The organism is Nonomuraea sp. NPDC050022, assembly GCF_044460705.1.
Taxonomy (GTDB): Bacteria; Actinomycetota; Actinomycetes; order Streptosporangiales; family Streptosporangiaceae; genus Nonomuraea.
Genome location: NZ_JBITKE010000002.1, coordinates 1,095,170 through 1,114,740 on the forward strand (window position 1 = coordinate 1,095,170; position 19,571 = coordinate 1,114,740).

Genomic DNA, 19,571 nt, shown 5'->3' on the forward strand with positions numbered 1-19,571 from the left:
CGAGCGGCCTCGCACGGTGCGCCGGTGCCTGAGCGGCGCTCAGTTGCCCGTCGCCTCGGCGAGGCCGCCGTGCGTGCCCCCGTCGAGGAGATGTGCCCCGGCGTCGTGCAAGGTGATGCCGAAGCGCGCGCTGCCGGCGGGCATACGGTCGTTGTCCGCTTTGTCGGCGCTGATCGCTTTGAAGCGGGTCTCGCGGGTCGGGCCATCGCCGACGAGGTGGCCGCGCAGGTGACCGGCGCGGTTGTACACGGCCCAGCGGCCCGCGGCCACCTGCGGCATCGAAGCCGGGTTGTCCTTGAGCCACTGCGCGTTGGCCGCGTGCTCGGCCCGCTCGTCGGCCTCGGTGGCCGGGGCGGACTCCATCGTGGTCAGGTCTTCGGATGTGCGAGGACTACTCATCTTGCGTCCCGCTCTCAGGATGTGGCTGACGTCCCCCGATACATCGGAGGAACACTCGGTGCCTGGCCCCATGCTACCGGCGTACAGCACCTGTCACCGACCTGGGACTTCAGGGGCTCCCGTACCCCACCCCCGATCCGGCGGTTCGGCGACGCGGTCACCTTCTCCAGCGACACGGGCGGAACCACCGTCCGGTTACCGGGCTGACGCCTCGCCGGGTGTCACGGCGTCGGGTCAGCGTCCTCGGCTGAGGGGGCGGGAGGGAAGGGCATGAGGCCGGGGTCGGCGGCACGGGCGACCACCTCACGCGCGAGTTCGGTCAGGTGGCGGTTGTGGTCGCGAGCGTGCCGGCGCAGCACGACGAAGGACTGCTCCATCGGCAGCGTGTAACGCTCGCTGAGCATGCCCTTGGCCTGTTCGATCACCGCCCGGCTGTTGAGCGCGTGCTGCAACTGCTCGGACAGAACCTGGCCTTCGCGGATGGTGCGCTCCTGTAGCAGCCCGATGGTGGCGATGTCGGCCAGGGCCTGGGCGAGCGCGACGGTGGGGGCCGGCATTTCGCCGGGCTCCTGGCGAAACAGGTTCATCGCGCCGATCACCTGGTTGCGCAGCCGCATGGGCAGCGCGTCGACCGCGCGAAACCCGTTGACGCCGGCCTGCTCGGCGAAGCGGGGCCAGCGCCGCATGGGCTCCGCCGTAACCAGGTCGGCGCAGTGCACGGACTGACCGGTGGCGAAACAGTCCAGACAGGGACCCTGGTCGGTCTGGAGCTGGAACAGCTCCAGCAGCCGGCTCTGCTCACTGGAGGCGCCCACCAACCGCAACTTCTCGCCGGGGGCGGCGAACAGCAGCCCGGCGGCGTCGACGCCGAGGAGTCGCACGCACTGCTCGGCCAGGCCATGCATGAAGTCGATCACGTCGAACCCGGTTACCAGCGTGTCGGCCAGGGTGATGAACGCCTGGGCGACCTGCAACGTCGGGCCGTGGGGCGGGGGGAGGTCCACACCCGGCAGCCTACGCCCCCGCCGACCCGGCGATCCGGTTGGAACTACTGGCTACCCGATCGGCGGGCCGGCCGACTGGTCGGCGATGTGCCCACCCTCGTTCTCCCAGCCGTCCAAGGCTTTCCGGCCCGCCCGCCGGGCACCGCGGGTGGCGGGCAGGCGGGCGATGGTGAGGAGGTCGACCGGCCACAATCCGGTCGTGTCCTGAGCGCCGAGCTTGAGCGCGGCCGCCGCGGGCCCGCTCGCGGTGCCCGGTGGGATGACCAGCAGCACGATCGGCTCGGCGCCCGCGAGGATCAACGTGACCACCTGAGGGTCGGTGTTGCGGAACCAGCCAACCTTGATCTGGCGCCCGGGTGCCGGTATACGGCGCGGGATGTGGTCCCACGTCTCCTTGCGCACGCCGACCCGCAACGTGGTCTGGTCGAGCCGCTGATCGACGGCGGCGATGAGCCCTGGTAGCTCCGCGGCCGCGTCGCGGGAGTGGGGCCACCACGCCCCGTCCACCACGGATCGCCGGCTGAGCACGGGATTCAGGCTGAGCCGCACTTCGGAGTCGATGGCGGGAACCGCGGAAGCGACAGCGCGCAGCGGCTTGAGATGAGTAAGAATTGACGCCTTCATGGTCGCCTGACCTGTCCGGCCCAACATGAGGAGGCCGACAATCGCGGATCGCCGTGGGCGACGCCGACCTGAGTGTCAACGCACGAAATGTCCTCGGTACCTCAATTCTACCTCACCGGTAAAGAGCGCCCCGGACGACAGAAGGTTGATCCGATCAGGAGGGTTAGAGTAGAGCCTGCCGATGTTAATCGTTTAACATCAGCACACATGAGACCCACAGTGCGACAGGTGGCCGAGCTGGCGCAGGTGTCGGTGGCGACCGTGTCCTATGTGCTCAGCGACCGGGACCGGCCCGTCGCCGCCGAGACGAGACAGCGGGTGCTCGACGCGGCCAGGCAGCTCGGCTACACGCCCGACCAGGCCGCCAGGAGCCTGCGCAAGCGCCGGACCCAGCGGGTCTGCCTGGTTCAGGGCTCGCTCGGCGGGGTTCCCACCGACGAGCGGCTGGCCAGGGACCTGCACGAGATGGCCGACGTACACGGCTACTCCGTGATCACGCTCGCCGTCTACTCCGAGGCTCGCGCGCGGGCCGCGGCCGACGTGCTGCGGAGCGGGATCGCCGACGGCGCGCTGGTCAATCTGGCTGGCGAGCACCTCACCCACGACCTGCTGGCCGAGATCGCCGCCGGCGGTCTGCCGATGGTCGTGGTCCGCAACGAGAGCGTGCCGGACGGCTGCGACGTCGTACGGACACCGGAGACCGAGGTCAGTGCCGAGGCGGTCGAGCACCTGCTGGCAGAGGGCCGTACACGTATCGCCTTCATGGCGCACCGCCACGAGCTCTACCGAGACCACCCGACCGGCAGGTTGCTGGGCTACACGACGGCCCTCGACCGGCATGGTGTGGACCGGCGGATCATCGTCTCCGGCGCGGACGACCGCGTGGCGGCCTATCACTCCGCCACCGAGCTCCTGCGCTCCCCCGACCGGCCGGACGCGATCTTCGCGGCGTCCGACCGGGCGGCGATCAGCGTGCTCTCCGCCGCCAGGGACATCGGGCTGAGCGTGCCGGGCGACGTCGCGGTGATCGGGGTCGGCAACATCGACGAGGGGCTCATCAGCAACCCGCAGTTGAGCACTGTCGGCCCGCTCAGACACGACTACACCGACGTCGTACGCCTGCTCTTCGACCGCCTCCAGGCCGATGGGCCCCTGCCCGCCCGCGAAGTGGTCCGCCCCTGGACATTCCTGCGGCGCGGCTCTTCCTGACAGCCCTTCCCAACAGCCTCTCCCAACGGCCCTTCGACAGGAGCTCTTCCTTGCGCCCGAACGTGATCGTCGTCTTCACCGACCAGCAGCGGTGGGACACCGTGGGCCCCTTCACCCCGAACCTGGACCGGATGGCCCGGCACGGCGCGCAGGCCACGGTCGCACTGACCCCGCAACCGGTGTGCGCGCCCGCCCGCGCGGCCCTGCAGACGGGCCGCTATCCGACCACGACCGGGGTCTACCGCAACGGCCGCGCCCTGCCCACCGAGGAGCGCACGCTGGCGCACCACTTCGGCGCGGCCGGATACGCCACCGGCTACATCGGCAAGTGGCACCTGGCCGCGACCGAGCCGGTGCCCGAGGAGCTGCGCGGCGGCTACGGATCGTGGCTGGCGGCCAACGCGCTGGAGCACACCTCCGACGCCTACCGCACGATCGTGTACGACGAGGCGAACGACCCCGTCTTCCTGCCCGGTTACCGCTCCGACGCGCTGGTAGACGCGGCCGTCCGGTTCGTCGCCGACCACCACGACGAGCCGTTCTTCCTCTTCCTGTCCTTCCTGGAGCCGCACCACCAGAACGAGGTGGACAACTACCCGGCCCCCGACGGCTACGAGGAGCGCTACCAGGGCCGCTGGACGCCGCCGGACCTGACCGCGCTGGGCGGCACGGCCGCCCGGCACCTGGGCGGCTACCTGGGCCAGGTCAAGCGCCTGGACGAGGGGCTGGGCCGGCTGCTCGACGCGCTGCGGAGCATGGACCTGCTCGACGACACGATCGTCGCCTACACCTCCGACCACGGCAATCACTTCAAGACCCGCAACGGCGAGTACAAGCGGTCCTGCCACGACGCGTCGCTGCGGGTGCCACTGGCCGTGCGCGGGCCGGGGTTCGACGGGGGCGGCGCGATCTCCCGGCCGGTCAGCGTCATCGACCTGCCACCCACGCTGCTGGACGCGGCCGGGCTGCCCGTACCGGAGAACATGCAGGGCCGCTCGTTCCTGCCGCTGCTCAGCGACGCCCGCGCCCCCTGGCCGGACGAGGTGTTCTTCCAGGTGAGCGAATCGGAGGTGGGGCGCGGCATCCGTACCTCGCGGTGGAAGTACTACGCCGTCGCCGAGGGCGCCGACCCGGTGGCCAGCCCCGCCTCCGCCCACTACCGCGAGCAGGCCCTGTACGACCTGGACAGCGACCCGCACGAGCTGGTCAACCTGGCGGGGCACCGGTCCCATCTGGAGGTGGCGGCCGGGCTGCGCGCGCGGCTGCTGCGGCGGATCGTGGCGGCTGGCGAGTCCGAGCCGGTCATCGAGCCGGCCGTCGAGGTCGAGGCCCGGGACCAGGCGCTGACCGACCCGGCCGTCCGGCTGCGCGGCCCGGAACCGGTCAGGTTCGGCCACCAGCCGGCGATCTCATAGCGCCACGGTCGGCGCTCTTATAGCGCTACGGTGCGGAAGCCGGCGTTGGCCATCGAGGAGTCGGGCGTGTTCGAGGACCGCGCCGCGTTGCGGTAGCGGTTGCAGTAGGAGTCGTGGCACAGGAAGGAGCCGCCGCGCAGCACCCGGGTCGTGCCACGGGCCGGGCCGCGCGGATCGGCTGACGGGGAGTAGGCGTAGTAGTCGGGGGCGTACCAGTCCGAACACCACTCCCAGACGTTGCCGACCGTCTGCCAGAGCCCGTACGCGTTCGGCTCGAACGTACGGACCGGAGCCGTGGTCAGGTAGCCGTCGGCCAGCGTGTTCCGGGTGGGGAAGACGCCCTGCCAGATGTTCACCCGCCACTCCTCCTCGTGCAGATCGTCGCCCCACGGGTAGCGGGCGCCGTCGAGGCCGCCACGGGAGGCGTACTCCCATTCGGCCTCGGTGGGCAGGCGCCGGCCGGCCCACGAGCAGTAGGCGAGGGCGTCGTTCCAGCTCACGTGGACCACGGGGTGGTCGGCCTCCGCCGACGACAGGGCGCCGCCGGGGTGCCGCCAGTCGGCGCCGTGGACGCCGACCCACCAGGGGGTGCCCGGGACGGGGTTCATCACCTCTTCCGGGCGGGCGTGCAGGGCCAGGTGGAAGACGGCGGAGAAACCGTACTCCTCCGCTTCTGTCCGGTAGCCGGTCGCCTCGGCGAAGGCGGCGAAGTCGGCCGTCGTCACGCAGGTCGCGTCGATCGAGAACGGCGCCAGGACCACCGGATGGACGGGCGTCTCGCCGTCGCCCCGGTTGCCGTCGCCGGTCGCGTCGCCCATCCGGAACTCGCCGCCGGGCAGGTCCACCTGCTCGATCGCGTGCGTCCCCTGTGCCGCGAACCGGGTCGGCTCCAGGGGTGTGGCCGGCGTCGCGGGTGTGCAGCAGCTGCCCGACATGTCACATCCCGCCGGGGAGCGGCTGGCCGGGGAGCGGCTGGCTGGGGTGTGGCTCGTCGCCGAGTGCCGCCTGCGCCTGCCACATGCGGGCCTTCATCTCCTCGCGGACCGCGAGATAGTCCGGCTCGAAGTAGACGTTGCGCAGCTCCGCGGGGTCGGCCTCCAGGTCGTAGAGCTCCCATTCCCCGCTGTAGGTGAACGCGCCGGTGCCGGGCAGTCCCATGCCGTCGTTGTAGAAGTAGATGATCTTGTAGCGGGCCGTCCGGTACCCATAATGCGCCGGCGCCTTGTGGAAGACGTCGTCGTGCTCCCAGTAGCGGTAGTACATCCCCTCGGCGGGAGCAGGGCCGGGTTCGCCGGTCAGGTCCGCCAGGAAGCTGCGCCCCTGCATACGGGGATGGTGCGCCACCCCGGCCACGTCCAACACGGTCTGCGCGAAATCCACGTTCGTCACGATACCGGGGTGTACCTGACCAGCCGGTACGCGCCTTGGATAGCTCAGGACCAGCGGCATCCGCAGCGACTCCTCGTACATGAAGCGCTTGTCGAACCAGCCGTGATCGCCCAGGAAGAAGCCCTGGTCGGAACAGTACATCAACAGCGTGTCATCGAAGTCGCCACGGGCCCGGAGCCAGTCGACCACCCGGCCCACGTTGTCGTCGACCGAGGCGACGACGGCCAGGTAGTCCTCCATGTAGCGCTGGTACTTCCACAGCGCCAGCTCCTCGTAGGACAGCCCCTCGGGCGGATCCTGCTTGAGGTCCTCGGCGTTCAGGTGCTCGGCGATCCGCATCGCCGCCCGCCGCGCCGAGGACGAGCGCGTCGCGTGATCGTCGGTGAACGTCGCCGGCACCGGGATGGGCTCGGTGTACATCCCGGCGTGCTTCTCGTCGGGCTCCCACGGGCGGTGCGGCGCCTTGTGGTAAATCAGCAGGCACCACGGATCGTCACCGTCGAGCCCGTCGGCCCACGACAGCGCCAGGTCGGTGATGAGATCGGTGGCATAACCGGGGACGGTCCGCAGTCCCTCCTCCGAGAGGAACCGCGGATCGAAGTACTCCCCCTGCTCGATCAGCACGTCCCAGTAGTCGAACCCCTGCGGATCATGACCGGGGCCGTCCCCCATGTGCCATTTGCCGACGATGGCCGTCCGGTACCCGGCGTCCCGCAGCAGGCTCACGAACGTCGGCTGGGCGGCGTCAATGGGCGTCACGAGCGTCGAGACGCCGTTGACGTGCGAATACGTGCCGGTCAGGATGCTGGCCCGGCTCGGCGAGCAGAGCGCGTTGGTCGCGAAGCAGTTGTCGAACCGGGCCCCGGACGCCGCGATCTCGTCGATGCGCGGCGTCCGGTTGACGACCGACCCGTACGCGCCGACGGCGTGCGAGGCGTGGTCGTCGGTGAGGATCATGACGATGTTGGGCCGTCTCACCGGTAGGTCGCCTCGTCCAGCCCGCTCATCGTCGGGTCGTAGGAGACGTCACCGACGTCGTACATCGACGTCATCCAGTGGTAGAAGTTGTCACCCCGATCCCGCAGCACCTGGTACAGCCGCCGCATCAGCCGGCCGCGCACCGCCTCCATCTCGGGATGCGCGTAGACGTTGAGCAGCTCGTCCGGGTCGGTGAACAGGTCGTACAGCTCGTTCGTCGAGTCCGGGTTGACGACCAGTTTGTAGCGGTCGGTCCGGATCATCCGCTGCGGGTACGGGAAGTGGTGCCCGTGGAACTCGCAGACGATGTCCTGCTCCCACGCCACTTCGTCGGCGGAGGCGAGCGGCACGAGGCTGCGCGAGTCGACGGCGGGAGCGGGATCGATCCCGGCCAGTTCGAGGATGGTCGCCGTGCAGTCCAGCAGGCTGACGAACTCCGACCGGACGACTCCGGGCTCCTGCCCCGGGACGCGGAGCAGGCCGGGCGTGCGGTAGATGTCCTCGTACATCGCCGGGCCCTTGTCGTGCAGCCGGTGCGCGCCGGTGAACTCACCGTGGTCGCAGGTGAAGAACACGGCCGTGTCGTCGACCAGCCCGAGGCGCCGCATGGCGTCCATGACCCGGCCGATCTGGGCGTCGATGAGCGCGACGTACCCCCAGTAGACGGCGATGAGCTTGCGCGTCACCTCCAGCGGCATGGTGTCGAACGTCCAGTGCGCGCTGTAGTTGGCCTGCACCGCGGGCTTGCCGGCGAAGGTCTCGGCGATCGACTTGGGCAGCTCGACCAGCTCGGGGTCGAACATGTCGAAGTACTCGTCCGGCACGATGTACGGCAGGTGCGGCCCGAAGAAGTTGAGCTGCAGGAAGAACGGCCGCTCGTCGGCCGCGTACCGCTCCAGCATCTCGATCGTCCGCGTCGCCAGATAGTGCTCGAACGTCGCCTCGACCGGCTGGCGCAGCCGCGCGGCGAGCAGGTTGCCCGGCCCGCCGTTGGGCAGCGTCCCTCGGATGTGGTCGTGGATCTCGTACGGCGGCAGGTCGTTGGCCGCCAGGTAGTCCAGATAGTCGGGATGGTCCACGGGGTTGTGCCACCCCGGCAGGTCCGGCCCGTCGAAGCCGAAGTCGGCCGCCCGCCGGTGGTGCCCGACGTGCCACTTGCCGATGAGCCCGCAGTTGTACCCGGCCGCGCGCAGCGCCTCGGAGAAGGAGTACTGCCCGTCGGGCAGGTCCTCCATGTAGCCGACGTTGCGCTCGTGGTTGGCCAGCAGCTTGTGCCGGAACGGCGCCTGCCCGGTGAGCAGGCTCGCCCGCGCGGGCGTGCAGATCGCGGTGGGGGTGTACCAGCGGTCGAACCGGGTTCCGGTCCTGGCCAGCTCGTCGAGGACGGGGGTGGCGGCCAGGCGGTTGCCGTACGCGCCGAGGGTGTCGACCCGGTGCTGGTCGGTCATCAGGAACAGGATGTTCACTTGGCGGCGCCCGTGAACAGGTCGGCGGTGTAGTAGGTCTTGGGGGCGACGGCGCCGGTGAGCTTGCCCGCGCCGACGAAGTAGTCGTTCATGCCGGTCAGCCACTTGTCGATCGTGCCGTCCTTGGTGTAGCCGTCCAGCTCGGACAGCGACAGCACCTTGGAGTTGGCCGCGTCGGCCTTCACCTGCTCGGCCGGCTGGTTGAGCATCTTGGCGGTCGCGGCGATGGTCTCGTCGAGGTGCTCGCTGCGGTACTGGATCGCGTCGCGGAGCACGGCGATGACCTTCTGGGTCTTGCCCTGGTCCTTGGCGACGACGTCGTTGCCGGCCACGAACGCGGTCGGGAAGGACACCGTGTCGGCGAAGTCCTCGTTCTTGGCCAGCTCGACCAGGTCCGGCACGGCCTTCTTGATCGTGGCGATGGCCGGATACCAGAAGCCGGCCGCGTCGATCTGCTTGGAGGTGAACGCCGAGACGATCGTCGCCGCGTCCATCGGGACGATCTTGACGTCGGTCTTCGCCAGCCCGGCCTTCTTCAGGGCGAGCGTGAGGATCATGTCGCCGGAGGTGCCCTCGGGCACGCCGATCGTCTTGCCCTTCAGGTCGGCCATCGAGCCCGTACCGGCCTGGGCGATGACGCGGTCGGCGTTGCCGAGCGTGTTCATCGCGACGACCTTGGCCTTGCCGGTGGCGGGCAGCCACATGGCGCCCGGCCCGATGTAGCCGAAGTCGAGGTCGCCGGTGCCCAGCGCCTGGATCTGCAGCGGGCCGTTGGTGAAGACGCTGGTCTTCGCGTCGACGCCGTGCTTCTTCCACAGGCCCTGCTGGTCGGCGACGGCGAGCAGGCTGGCGCCGTTGAAGTCGCCGATGTAGCCGAAGTTGACCTGGGTGCCGGCATCGCCCGACGAGCAGGCGGCCGTGCCGAGCGCCAGCATGACGGCGGCAGCGGCGATGGTTGTCTTTCTCATTGCGCGGGCTCCTTGACTTGCCGCTGGTGGTACACCGAATGCCAGACGCGGTTGCGCAGGTTCCCGAACTCGGGGCTCAGGCGCATGTCCTCGTCACGTGGATAGGGGAGGTCGACGTCGATGACGTCGGCGATGCGGCCGGGCCGCGCGGCCATGACGATCACCCGGTTGGCGAGGAACACCGCCTCGTCCACGTCATGGGTGATGAACATGACCGTCCGCCGCTCCTGGCTCCACGTCTCCAGGAGCTGCTCCTGCAGCCGCACCCGGGTCAGCGCGTCCAGCGCGCCGAAGGGCTCGTCCATGAGCAGGATCGACGGGTTCACCGCGTACGCGCGGGCGATGGCGCAGCGCTGCTTCATGCCGCCGGACAGCGTCTTGGGCAGCGCGTCCGCGAACCGCTCCAAGCCGACCAGGCCGATGAAGTGCTCGGCCCGCCGGCGCCGCTCGTCCTTGGGCACCTTGGCGGTACGCAGGCCGAACTCGACGTTCTCGCGGACGGTCAGCCACGGGAACAGCGCGTACTGCTGGAAGATCACCCCGCGTTCGGGACCGGGGCCGGAGACCGGCTTGCCGTCGACGAGCGCGGTGCCGCCGGTGGGCTGCTCCAGCCCGGCGAGGATGTTGAGAAGCGTGCTCTTGCCGCAGCCGGAGGGCCCGACGACGGTCACGAACTCGTTGTCGGCGATGTCGAGCGAGACGCCGCCGAGGGCGACGAAGTCCTCCTTGCCGACGGGGTAGATCTTCTCGATGTCGCGTACGGAGATCTTGGGGGTGGTCATCGGCTCTCCTGCCAGGCCGTCAGCTTGTTGCCGGCCAGCATGAGCAGCCGGTCCATGATCAGGCCGAGGATCCCGATCGTGATGATGCCGACGAAGATCGTCGGCAGGTCGTAGTAGAGCTGCGCGTTCTGCATCCGGTGCCCGAGCCCCGCCTGCGCGGCCAGCAGCTCGGCGGCCACGAGGGTGCCCCAGGCCGAGCCGAGCCCGACGCGCATCCCGACGAGGATGAACGGCGTCGAGGCCGGCACCACGACCCGGGCGAAGATCGTCCCGTCCCCCGCGCCGAGGACCCGCGCGGCGTTGACGAGGGTCCGGTCCACGTTCACCACGCCCTGGTAGGTCGAGATGACGCAGGCCAGGAACGCCGCCAGGAAGATGACGAAGATCTTCGGGCTCTCGCCGATGCCCATCAGGACCAGCACCAGCGGCAGCATCGCCAGCGGCGGGACGGTCCTGAAGAACTGGATCCACGGCTCGAACAGGCCGCGCGCGACCGTGTACCAGCCCATGAGGAAGCCGATCAGGACCGCCGCGACCGAGCCGAGGGCGAACCCGGCCAGCACCCGCCCGAGCGAGGCGCCGATGTCGGTGATGAGCGTGCCGTCCAGGAGCATCCGCCAGGCGGCGGCGACGACCTCGCCCGGGGTCGGGAACTGCAACCCGGCCAGGGACAGCCCCCACCAGATCGCCAGCCCGGCCACCACTGAGCCGATGTTGAGCATCAGCAGGGTACGGCTCTTGCGGGGGCGGACCTTCGTGGCCGCCGCCGCTTCCGTAGTGATCACGGCCACCTTTGGCCTCCGTCCGTTGTGACGTTCGCTTCGTATCCGGCCAGCAGCGGGGACTCGTGGAACAGGGCCGCGATGGCCCCGAGCGCGCCACCGTCGTCCGCCAGCAGGGCGGCGCGGATCACCGGCGCCGCGTCGGTCAGCCACGACAGTTCGTACGTGACCGTGGCCGCGACCTGCTGCACCAGCGTGGGCGCGATCGTGACGATCTCGCCGGCCAGCACGATCTCGCTGGGGTTGAGCGTCATCGCGGCGGTGCCGAGCACCCGGCCGACCGCCGCGCCCGCCGCGCGCAGCACCTGGTCGACGACCGGGTGCGCGATCTCCACAGCGGCCCGCAGGTCGTCGAGCGTCCGCATCGGCAGGCCCAGCTCGCGGCAGCGCCCAAGGATAGCCGGGACCGACGCCACGGTCTCCACGCAGCCGCGCTTGCCGCACCGGCACTGCGCGCCACCGGGCACGACGGTCACATGGCCGAGCTCTCCGGCGTAGCCCTTGGAGCCTCGTACGAGCTGGCCGCCCACCACGAGCCCGCCACCGACGCCGTCGGACAGGCGCAGGTAGATGAGGTCGCGTACGGAGTCCGACTGGGCGTGCAGCGCCTCGGCCAGCCCCGCGAAGCGCACGTTGTTGTCGACGATCACGGCGGTGTGGAAACGCTCGGCGAACAGCTCCGCCACCCCGTCGGCGCGCGAGCGGTCGCCCCAGCCCGGCACGCCGATCCCGATGGCCTGGAGTGCGCCGTAGTGGACACCGGTGTCGGCGCTGATCCGGTCGATCAGCGCCAGCCCGGCCTCGACCCGCTCGGGCCACTGCGCCGATTCCTCGTAGCGCGAGGTGCCGGACGCGATGATGTCGTGCGCCGCGTCGGCCACCAGGACGTTCACCCGCCGGTGGCCGAAGTCGACGCCCATGTACTGCCCCGAACCCGGGTCCAGCGCGAGCCGCTCGGCCGGCCGGCCGCTGCCGACGCGCTCGACGGCGTCGGTGTCGACGACCTGGATCGCGCCGCGGCCGATCAGGTCACTGGTGATCTCGGAGACCGTGGTGCGCGACAGACCGACGCGCGTCGCGATCTCGCTGCGGCTCTGCGCGCCATGCTGGCGTAGCAGGCGCAGCACTCGTTCCTCGTGGGACCGGCGGACGAGTGCGTGCGCTCCAGGGGGCATTGACACGCTGGAAACTTATGGTTTGTCCATTTTTTCCGTCAACCTTCCGGCAGAAAGAATCCGGAAATCTGTCGCGGGACCGACGAAACCGTCTGACCAGCCCTTTCTCCCCCGGTAGCGGCCCTTGGCCGCGATGGTGATGCATAGTCACCCGAAACAACACCCAAGCGGTATCATGCGAACACCGAACCGGGCAGCTGGCCGTACCAGCAGCACCAGCGGGCAGGACTTCTCCGTCAGGGGGCGTGGCCGTACCACGCCCACCAGCGGTTTTCCACGTACCTCACGTCGATGGAGAACCCGATCGTGACCTCTGCCGTCCCTCGCGCCTTCCACTGCGAGCACACCCGCGCCAAGAGCAGGGTGTACGCCCTCGTCGAGCGCTCCCGCCAGCCCGCGACCCTGCATGCCGTACTGACCTGCACCGATCCCGCCCTCGCTCAGCACGCCGCCTACCTTCTCTCCTCGGTGCTGGAGAACGGCCTGGGCCCCGCCGCCCGCGCTGAGTCGGAGCGGATCGCGGCGGCTCTGCCCGACGCGCCCGCCGCCTCCTTCCGTCGTACGCTGGCCGATGTCGTGAACGGGACCTGGGCCGACGCCCCCGAGCTGGCCGCCACGTGGGAGTCCCTGCGGCGGGGCCGCGGCGACTCGGCCGGCCTCGGTGGCGACCTTGAGAGCCGCACGCCGGGTGATGCCCGCCTCGACGCCTTCCCCGGGCCGGTCGTACGCACGATCAGCCTGCTGGAGATGCACGTCCACGACCCGGCTCGCCTGCTCGCGGCGGCCACCGCGACGGGCTGGAGGCCGTTCGACGCCGAGGACCTCGACGAGGACGACAGACAGGACGTCGTCGGGGCCGTCATGCACTTCGTCAACGGCCCGGAGTTCCTGCCCGGCGCCGACCTGTTGATGGAAGCCATGCAGGCGCGGCTGCTGCGCGTCGACAGGGGCGATGAGGTGAGCGACTGGAGCGCGGCGCCCGTGACGGCGAGGTTCGACACGGGAACGAGGTCCGACCCCGACGACCGGGCCGATTGATCGCTGCTTCACAAGCACGTCGGCGACGTTCGGCCGGTTCAGGGGAGCTTATCGTCACCGAGCCCCTTCACGGTCAGGAAGATCGGGCGAGGCCGACGTACGGTACCGGCCGGGCGCCACGCCGAAGGTTCGGGAGAACGCCCGGGAGAATGCGAACTCCGAGGTGTAGCCGACCTGCCTGGCGATGGCGGCCAGCGGCTCCCCGCCCTCCCGCAGCCAGCGTGCGGCCAGTTCCATGCGCCGCCGTCGCAGGTAGCCCAGCGGCGGTTCACCCATCACACGGGCGAACCGCCGCATGAGCGATGCTCGCGACAGCCCCGACAGGCGTGCCAGGTCCTCCAGCGTCCATGACCGGGCGAGATCCTCGTGCATGGCGTGGACCGCCGCGGTGACCGCGAGGTCACTCCACGGTTTGTCCGAGGAGGCCGCGCTGCCAGAGGGCAGCCAGAGCCGCACAGCCTGGACCCACAGGATGTCGGCGAGCCGGTCGACGATGGTGCGCGAGCCCGGTAGGTCTTGGGCGGTCTCGGTCATCAGCAGCCGCAAGGTGCCCGACAGGCCCGCCAGCCGCCGAGCAGGTCCGTGTCGAGGATGAGAGGGCCCCGCGGATGGCTGGACAGGGCATGCCCGGCGCCGTCCGGCAGGAGCACGAAGTCACCGCTCGCCAGCCGCAGCGGCTGCTCTCCCGGTACGCGCAGCCAGCAGTCACCCTGCGTCACCAGGTGAAGGCCCATGGAAGAAACCGGCGCCCGCCGAACGCCCCAGGGAGCGGCGGCGGTCAGTGTGACCGTTCGCACCTCGCCCGCCCGCGTTGGCGGCAACATGTCGATCACGTTCATACGCGAGCGTATCAATCGGATGCATCGCTCACGATCCTGCACACCGTGGGCGACGTGATCCGCCTCATCGACGAACTCGGCGAGAACCATGCCGTGCTGGTCGGGCATGACTGGGGCGGGTCGGTCGCGTGGAATGCCGCCCTGATGCGGCCTGACAGGGTGCGCGCGGTCGCGTCCTTGAGCGCTCCCTACCAGCCGCGTCCCGACCGTCCGCCGATGGGCACACTCCGAGCGAGCGCCGGTGACAACTATTACTCCGTCTACGTTCAGGAGCCAGACGTCGCCGACGAGGAACTCGCTCGTGACCCACGCGCGACCGTACGTCGCGCCCTGTACGGCGCCTCCGCCGACGGCTACCCGTGGAACCCTGTCATCCCCGACGGCGGCCGGCTGCTCGACATCTGGCCCGAGCCAGCCAAACTGCCTGGCTGGCTCACCGAGGAACATATCAACACCTGCGCCACCGACTTCGAACGCACCGGTTTCACCGCCGCCCTGAACTGGTTCCGCAACTACGACCGCAACTGGGCCCTCACCAACCCCTGGCACGACGCCGTCGTCCAGCAGCCCGCCCTCTACATCACCGGCGATCAAGACCTGGGCGGCATGGGACAGGGCGCCGCGGCACTGATCGCCGGCCGGACGGCCGCGGTGCCTGATCTGCGTGAGGCGATCGTGCTGCCGGGTTGCGGCCACTGGATCCAGCAGGAGCAACCCGAGCAGGTCAACGCGGCATTGATCGCTTTCCTACGATCTCTGTGAGGCCTGACAGGTACTCAGACGCCCGCTCCGGCAGCCCCCTTGCGACCGCAGCCTGACCAAGCGCCGCAGCGGAAAACGTCAGGACCTCGCGCTACGGGCGATGCGGTACAGCACGTTCGGACGCAGCGGCCCTTCGGGCACGGTGGGGTCGTCGAAGTCGTCTGCCGGGTCCCGGGTCATGCCGATCCGGCGCATCACCGCCTGGGAGCGGAGGTTGGTGGCCGTTGTCACAGCGAGGATCTCGGGAAGTTCAAGGGTGTCGAAGCCGTGGGCCAGGACTGTCAGTGCGGCCTCGGTAGCGTAGCCCTGACCCCAGGCCGAGCGGGCGAGCCGCCAGCCGATCTCCACTCCGGTGAACGGCATGCCGTCGTCCACCTGATCCAAGCCCGCGAAGCCGATGAACTCACCGGTAGTCCGCACCTCAACCGCCCACCACCCGTAGCCTCGCTGATCGAACTCGGCCTGGAACCGAGCCACGGAAGCATCACTCTGTTCGCGGGTCAGCAGGTCGCCCAGGTGCTGCCGGACCTCGGGATCGGCGTTCATCGCCGCCCACGGTTCAAGGTCAGAGTCGCGCCATCGACGCAGGGTGAGGCGATCGGTACGCAGTTCAGCCATGCGGTCCAGCCAACCTAAGCTATGTGTCCGAGGCAATTCCTTTTCTTTGGGTGACACCGCCACGCAGAAGGCACCTGCACGGCTCGCTCCCAGGCTGATGAAGCGACCACCGACCCGGCGAACCTATGCGGTCACAGCACTAGGCGGCGGGGATCATCATGGCTGCGTGCCGGGCCACCGTGGCGGCGCCCGTGCCGGCCAGGACGAAGAGCGCGGCCAGGCCGACCCAGCCCGCGGTGCCGTGTTCGACGGCGGTGGTGGCGAGGATCGGGGAGAACATGGCGGCGACCGCGTAGCCGGTCTGACTGAGGCCTTGGTAGGCGCCGGCGCTGCGCTGGTCGGCCAGTTCGAAGGCCATGCCCCAGCCACCTGCCTCGCCCAGGATCTCACCCATGGTGTGGGCGAACGCGGCCAGGACGAACAGGACGCAGGCGACGATCACGTTTCCGTAGCCGGCCAGGGCGTACAGACCGCATGCCATCGCGAGCAGCCACGACGCGCGCCTGACCGTGCGCCCGGCCTTGCGCACGTCGTCGGTGCCGCGCGAGGCGCGCACCTGGAGTGCGGCCACGACCACGGTGTTGAGGACGAGTAGCACGGAGACGATGGCGGTGGGCGCGTCGGTGGTGGCCACCCAGAGCGGCATGCCGACGGTCAGCAGGCCGAACTGCGTGGCCACCACGGTGTTGCACGCCACGCTCGCGATGTACGTACGGTCCCTGAGCGGCGAAGGCCCGGTGGACGCGGTGCGCGCCCTGACGGCGGTCATCCTGGCGGTGAGCTCTGGCACCTGACGCCCGAGCCCGGCCAGCGGCACGGTGGCCGCCAGCAGCAGGACGCCGGCGACGATCATCGCCACACGGTACGCCGACGCGGTGCCGATCAGGAGCGCCGCCGCGGCGGACACCGTGCCCAGGCCGATGAAGACGTTCGTGACCACGCGCATCCGGGCCCGGACCTCGACCCGCTCCGGGCCGGTGTACCACCGCGCCAGCATCGCCTGCTTCGCCGAGGAGCCCACCGAACGCGTGATCACGGCCAAGCAGGCGATCAGGGCGAACACGACGGCGTCGGAGGCGAACGTGTAGGCGAGCAGCGCGACCCCGTTGAGCCCCGTCGCCACCGTCTGGACGCGGTGCGCGCCGACCCGGTCGGCCAGCCACCCTCCCGCGTACGAGGCCAGCACCCCGGTGCCGCCCGCGATGCCCAGCCCGAGACCCACCGTCGTCGCGCTGAGCCCGATGACGAGCGTGAAGTACAGCGTGCTGACGGTGTAGAAGACGCCACTGGAGAGCGCGAACGCCATCGTGCTGACGGTCAGCGAGCGGGCGACGCGGTCCTGAGGGAAGAAGGTCTGGATCACGGGGGCCTTTATCCCGCGATAGGGCCTTTGTCACCAATTGATGTAGCGTATGGCTTCATGGCCGGGCTGATCGAGTACGAGCTCGCGGGGATGGACGTGGCCGACGTCCGCTTCGCCATCTCGCCGCTCAACGAGCTCACGTTGTCGTTACGCACCTTCCGCGACCCTGGGCGCTATCCCGTGCACCTGCCCTGGCTGCGCCGCACGGAGCAGGCCCGATCCACGCTGGACGTACCCCTGCTGAAAGCGCTCACCAACGACGACATGTCGACACCGGACTACCTGTCACCCCGCCCCCACGCCCCGCTCACCCGCATCGACGACGAACTCGCCACAGTCGCCCGCGTCCCGGTGGACCGGGTGCTCGACGACCTGCGCGCCATCCACCCCCGGCTCCCCGAGCCGCTGCGCGGCGACCCGTCGGCCCGCATCCTGGACGCGCTGCGGGACTACTGGCGTACCTGCTTCGCCCCCTGGTGGCCCAGGATGCGCGCGGTCCTGCAGGCCGACGTGGTCCACCGCGGCCAGGTCATCTCGGCCCACGGCCTGGCCGCGATGTTCGCCGACCTCAGCGAGCGCGTTCAGCTGAAGGACGGCGTCGTACGCATGCGACTGATCAGCGACAACCGCTACCGGCGCTCCACCAGCGGCGAGGGCCTCACCCTGGTCCCGACCCTCTTCAGCCGGGCCGCCACCGTCCCCATCTCCCCGTCCGAGCCCCCTTTGATCATGTACGGCACTCGGGGCGTCGGCACGCTATGGCAACCGGAGCCCCGTCACTCCCCAGGGGTGCTCACCGACCTGCTGGGCGCCACCCGCGCAGGGCTGCTCACCATGCTCGAGACCCCCGCCTCATCGACCGAACTCTCCGGCCGCCTGGGCGTCACCCCTTCGGCCGTCAACCAGCACCTGCGCACCCTCCGTGCCGCCGGCCTCCTCGCCAGCGCCCGCCACGGCCGCTCGGTCCTGTATCTACGCTCGGAACTCGGCGACGCCCTCGTCACCGGATCAGCACTTCGGGCCGCCGGTGTCGACCGCGAAGCAGAAGACGCTGCCCACCCCGGCCCCCGCCAGTAGGTTCAGCCGGTGACCCGGGCCAGGAACTGGCCCTTGGCGTGCTCGTCGGTCTCCCGGGTGCCTAAGCCGGTGGCCCACAGGCCGCCGCCCGGCACAGCGCCGAGTTGCTTGATCCGGTAGTCGTCGAGCAGCGGCGGTTTCGGTGCCTGCTGCCAGGCGGTGCCGTTCCAGCGCAGCAGCACACCGACGCTGCGCGCGGTGTCGTCGTCCTGCCCGCTGCCTCCGGCCCACACCTCGGTGCCGTTCCAGGCCAGCGAGGTGATGGAGGATCCGTACCAGCCGGTGATCGCTGGCGTCGGCGTCACCGTCCACGCGCTACCGTTCCAACGCATGGCGAACGCCTCGCGCTTCTTGACCGAAATGCCGTTGGCCTCGTAGGTGGTCCGCTGACCGGCCGCCCACACCTCGCCGGACCGCGCGAACACCGCGTCCAGGGCGGTCTCGACCAGCGCTTCCTTCGGCGGATCCGGCAGCCGGGTCCAGGTGCGGCCGTCCCAGTGCAGCACTAGGGTGTGCGCGTCGGTGCTCGGCCCGTAGCGGTTGGTGGTGCCGACCGCCCAGACGTCGTCCGGTGCCAGAGCATGCACCGCGCTCAGGTCGGTGTTGCCCGCGAGCGGCGGTAGGCTCATCTTCTGCCAGGCGGTGCCGTCCCAGCGGATCACGCCGGCCGCGGAAACCTCACCGCTCGGCTGGTAGGACCTGCCGACCGCGAAGGCGGTGCCGCCCACGGCGGCGACGTCATCAAGGTAGAAAGGGTTGTTCTGGTCGGTCGGGTACGGAGTGAGGGTCCAGGCCGTACCGTTCCAGTGGTAGGCGATGGTCGAACCGGTGGCCCACACGTCGTTCGCCGCGGCGGCCGACACCGAGGTCAGCGCGCCCCGGCAGTTGTTATCCGGCCGGTCGTTCACCCAGGTCTGACCGTTCCAGCGGAACAGGTCGGGGCAGACCACACCCGGCGGCGGGTACGGCCAGCCCTCCATCCGCACCTGCCCCACAGCCCAAGCTTGGGTGCCGCTCAGCGCGGCGACATCGTTGAGTTCCTTGAGTTGCTTCTCGGATTCGACATATCCATAGGGAAAGGACAGCTGGTCCCAGACCGGCGCGAGTGTCGCGCCCGCCGGGGTCGCGGTCGCCAGGCTCGCGGTCGTCAGACCCGCGATGAGCGCGACCGCGCCGAGAATTCTGCTGGATTTCAGGGATAATATTTTTCGCTTGGTCACGAACGATTTCGTACCATCGCCGGTCAGCGGCGCCCATGGCCTAGGGAATGCATAGGGGGCCCTGGAGAAACCATAGGGGTCCTAGGGGGTACCTCACTGGCGCGTCCATTATCGATAGGCATTTGGCCAATGACGTTTTCTTGCTGAATTTCAGCTGATCTACCGGTGTTCGAAATGGACGAGAACGAACGTAGCGCGGACCAGATCGCTGACTCTGCTGGGGGCTGAGCGTTCCTGACGTATTGGCGGGGTCAGCAGGGGCGGTCCGCCAACGGTTCCCACCACGAGCGGAACTCCATGTCCGTCCACAGGTCGCTGGCACTTCTTATCTAGGATGACTCGTCACCGACGTCAGAGATGCGACGTGTTAGCCTCGATGTTTCGTGAGGGTGGTTGGGTCGCGTACTGACTTGGGCCACCTGCGTGTTTTCAGCGGTGGGTCAGCCAGGCGGCCCGGCTATCG

Annotated in this window: 20 protein-coding genes; 5 read left to right on the forward strand and 15 right to left on the reverse strand. The window is 69.7% G+C overall.

All coding sequences use genetic code 11. The features are described 5' to 3' along the window. Nucleotides 1–39 precede the first annotated feature (39 nt). The 3 genes from ACIBO2_RS11395 to ACIBO2_RS11405 all read right to left on the reverse strand — a co-directional run bounded on the left by ACIBO2_RS11395 (nt 40) and on the right by ACIBO2_RS11405 (nt 2,054). Nucleotides 40–399: a hypothetical protein gene (locus tag ACIBO2_RS11395; RefSeq protein ID WP_358544439.1), complete on the reverse strand. Its 360-nt coding sequence runs from the start codon at nt 397–399 to the stop codon at nt 40–42. A 221-nt stretch (nt 400–620) separates the two neighbouring features. After that, entirely contained in the window at nt 621–1,403 is a 783-nt protein-coding gene (locus tag ACIBO2_RS11400; protein ID WP_397296598.1) for an ANTAR domain-containing protein, read from the reverse strand. 51 nt (nt 1,404–1,454) lie between these two features. Continuing rightward, the gene (locus tag ACIBO2_RS11405) at nt 1,455–2,054 is read right to left on the reverse strand and encodes a DUF5994 family protein (protein WP_358544442.1); all 600 of its coding nucleotides are present in this window, start codon (nt 2,052–2,054) and stop codon (nt 1,455–1,457) included. Nucleotides 2,055–2,234: 180 nt separating this feature from the next. On the opposite strand from ACIBO2_RS11405, the gene ACIBO2_RS11410 reads away from it, so the two are divergent. Further along, entirely contained in the window at nt 2,235–3,236 is a 1,002-nt protein-coding gene (locus ACIBO2_RS11410; RefSeq protein ID WP_397296600.1) for a LacI family DNA-binding transcriptional regulator, read from the forward strand. A 50-nt stretch (nt 3,237–3,286) separates the two neighbouring features. Continuing rightward, nucleotides 3,287–4,651, forward strand: a complete 1,365-nt coding sequence (locus ACIBO2_RS11415) for a sulfatase-like hydrolase/transferase (protein ID WP_397296602.1) — start codon at nt 3,287–3,289, stop codon at nt 4,649–4,651. A gap of 17 nt (nt 4,652–4,668) precedes the next feature. On the opposite strand, the gene ACIBO2_RS11420 is transcribed toward ACIBO2_RS11415, so the two are convergent. The 7 genes from ACIBO2_RS11420 to ACIBO2_RS11450 are packed head-to-tail and all read right to left on the reverse strand — an operon-like array spanning nt 4,669 to nt 12,191. Next, the gene (locus ACIBO2_RS11420; RefSeq protein WP_397296604.1) at nt 4,669–5,586 is read right to left on the reverse strand and encodes a formylglycine-generating enzyme family protein; all 918 of its coding nucleotides are present in this window, start codon (nt 5,584–5,586) and stop codon (nt 4,669–4,671) included. Between the two features lies 1 nt (nt 5,587). Further along, a complete protein-coding gene (locus tag ACIBO2_RS11425) occupies nt 5,588–7,018 on the reverse strand; it encodes a sulfatase (protein WP_358544449.1) in 1,431 nt (476 codons plus the stop codon). Continuing rightward, the gene (locus tag ACIBO2_RS11430) at nt 7,015–8,484 is read right to left on the reverse strand and encodes a sulfatase-like hydrolase/transferase (RefSeq protein WP_358544450.1); all 1,470 of its coding nucleotides are present in this window, start codon (nt 8,482–8,484) and stop codon (nt 7,015–7,017) included. The genes ACIBO2_RS11425 and ACIBO2_RS11430 overlap by 4 nt, the downstream gene beginning before the upstream one ends. Continuing rightward, entirely contained in the window at nt 8,481–9,452 is a 972-nt protein-coding gene (locus tag ACIBO2_RS11435; RefSeq protein ID WP_358544452.1) for an aliphatic sulfonate ABC transporter substrate-binding protein, read from the reverse strand. Before ACIBO2_RS11435 ends, ACIBO2_RS11430 begins: the two co-directional genes overlap by 4 nt. After that, nucleotides 9,449–10,234, reverse strand: a complete 786-nt coding sequence (locus ACIBO2_RS11440) for an ABC transporter ATP-binding protein (protein ID WP_358544453.1) — start codon at nt 10,232–10,234, stop codon at nt 9,449–9,451. Before ACIBO2_RS11440 ends, ACIBO2_RS11435 begins: the two co-directional genes overlap by 4 nt. Beyond that, a complete protein-coding gene (locus ACIBO2_RS11445) occupies nt 10,231–11,019 on the reverse strand; it encodes an ABC transporter permease (protein ID WP_358544455.1) in 789 nt (262 codons plus the stop codon). Before ACIBO2_RS11445 ends, ACIBO2_RS11440 begins: the two co-directional genes overlap by 4 nt. Next, the gene (locus ACIBO2_RS11450) at nt 11,016–12,191 is read right to left on the reverse strand and encodes an ROK family transcriptional regulator (protein ID WP_358544477.1); all 1,176 of its coding nucleotides are present in this window, start codon (nt 12,189–12,191) and stop codon (nt 11,016–11,018) included. Before ACIBO2_RS11450 ends, ACIBO2_RS11445 begins: the two co-directional genes overlap by 4 nt. A 306-nt stretch (nt 12,192–12,497) precedes the next feature. On the opposite strand from ACIBO2_RS11450, the gene ACIBO2_RS11455 reads away from it, so the two are divergent. After that, complete coding sequence (locus tag ACIBO2_RS11455; RefSeq protein WP_358544456.1) at nt 12,498–13,229, forward strand: hypothetical protein; 732 nt, start codon at nt 12,498–12,500, stop codon at nt 13,227–13,229. Nucleotides 13,230–13,283: 54 nt separating this feature from the next. Here ACIBO2_RS11455 and ACIBO2_RS11460 read toward each other — a convergent pair whose 3' ends face one another. Further along, entirely contained in the window at nt 13,284–13,763 is a 480-nt protein-coding gene (locus ACIBO2_RS11460) for an AraC family transcriptional regulator (RefSeq protein ID WP_397296608.1), read from the reverse strand. Continuing rightward, the gene (locus tag ACIBO2_RS11465) at nt 13,763–14,068 is read right to left on the reverse strand and encodes a cupin domain-containing protein (RefSeq protein WP_358544459.1); all 306 of its coding nucleotides are present in this window, start codon (nt 14,066–14,068) and stop codon (nt 13,763–13,765) included. Before ACIBO2_RS11465 ends, ACIBO2_RS11460 begins: the two co-directional genes overlap by 1 nt. Between ACIBO2_RS11465 and ACIBO2_RS11470 the strand changes: the two genes are divergently transcribed. Continuing rightward, complete coding sequence (locus tag ACIBO2_RS11470; RefSeq protein ID WP_397296610.1) at nt 13,952–14,830, forward strand: alpha/beta fold hydrolase; 879 nt, start codon at nt 13,952–13,954, stop codon at nt 14,828–14,830. The genes ACIBO2_RS11465 and ACIBO2_RS11470 overlap by 117 nt on opposite strands. 78 nt (nt 14,831–14,908) lie before the next feature. On the opposite strand, the gene ACIBO2_RS11475 is transcribed toward ACIBO2_RS11470, so the two are convergent. Both ACIBO2_RS11475 and ACIBO2_RS11480 read right to left on the reverse strand, forming a co-directional pair. Continuing rightward, a complete protein-coding gene (locus ACIBO2_RS11475; RefSeq protein WP_358544461.1) occupies nt 14,909–15,511 on the reverse strand; it encodes a GNAT family N-acetyltransferase in 603 nt (200 codons plus the stop codon). A gap of 76 nt (nt 15,512–15,587) precedes the next feature. Further along, nucleotides 15,588–16,811 carry an MFS transporter gene (locus tag ACIBO2_RS11480; protein ID WP_358544462.1) on the reverse strand — a complete coding sequence of 408 codons (1,224 nt, stop codon included), beginning with the start codon at nt 16,809–16,811 and terminating at the stop codon, nt 15,588–15,590. Nucleotides 16,812–16,868: 57 nt separating this feature from the next. On the opposite strand from ACIBO2_RS11480, the gene ACIBO2_RS11485 reads away from it, so the two are divergent. Then, nucleotides 16,869–17,888, forward strand: coding sequence for a DUF5937 family protein (locus tag ACIBO2_RS11485; RefSeq protein WP_358544464.1), 1,020 nt, complete (start codon nt 16,869–16,871; stop codon nt 17,886–17,888). Between the two features lie 2 nt (nt 17,889–17,890). Here the strand turns inward: ACIBO2_RS11485 and ACIBO2_RS11490 are convergent, their stop codons facing one another. Beyond that, entirely contained in the window at nt 17,891–19,108 is a 1,218-nt protein-coding gene (locus ACIBO2_RS11490; protein WP_397296613.1) for a hypothetical protein, read from the reverse strand. Between the last annotated feature and the right edge of the window lie 463 nt (nt 19,109–19,571).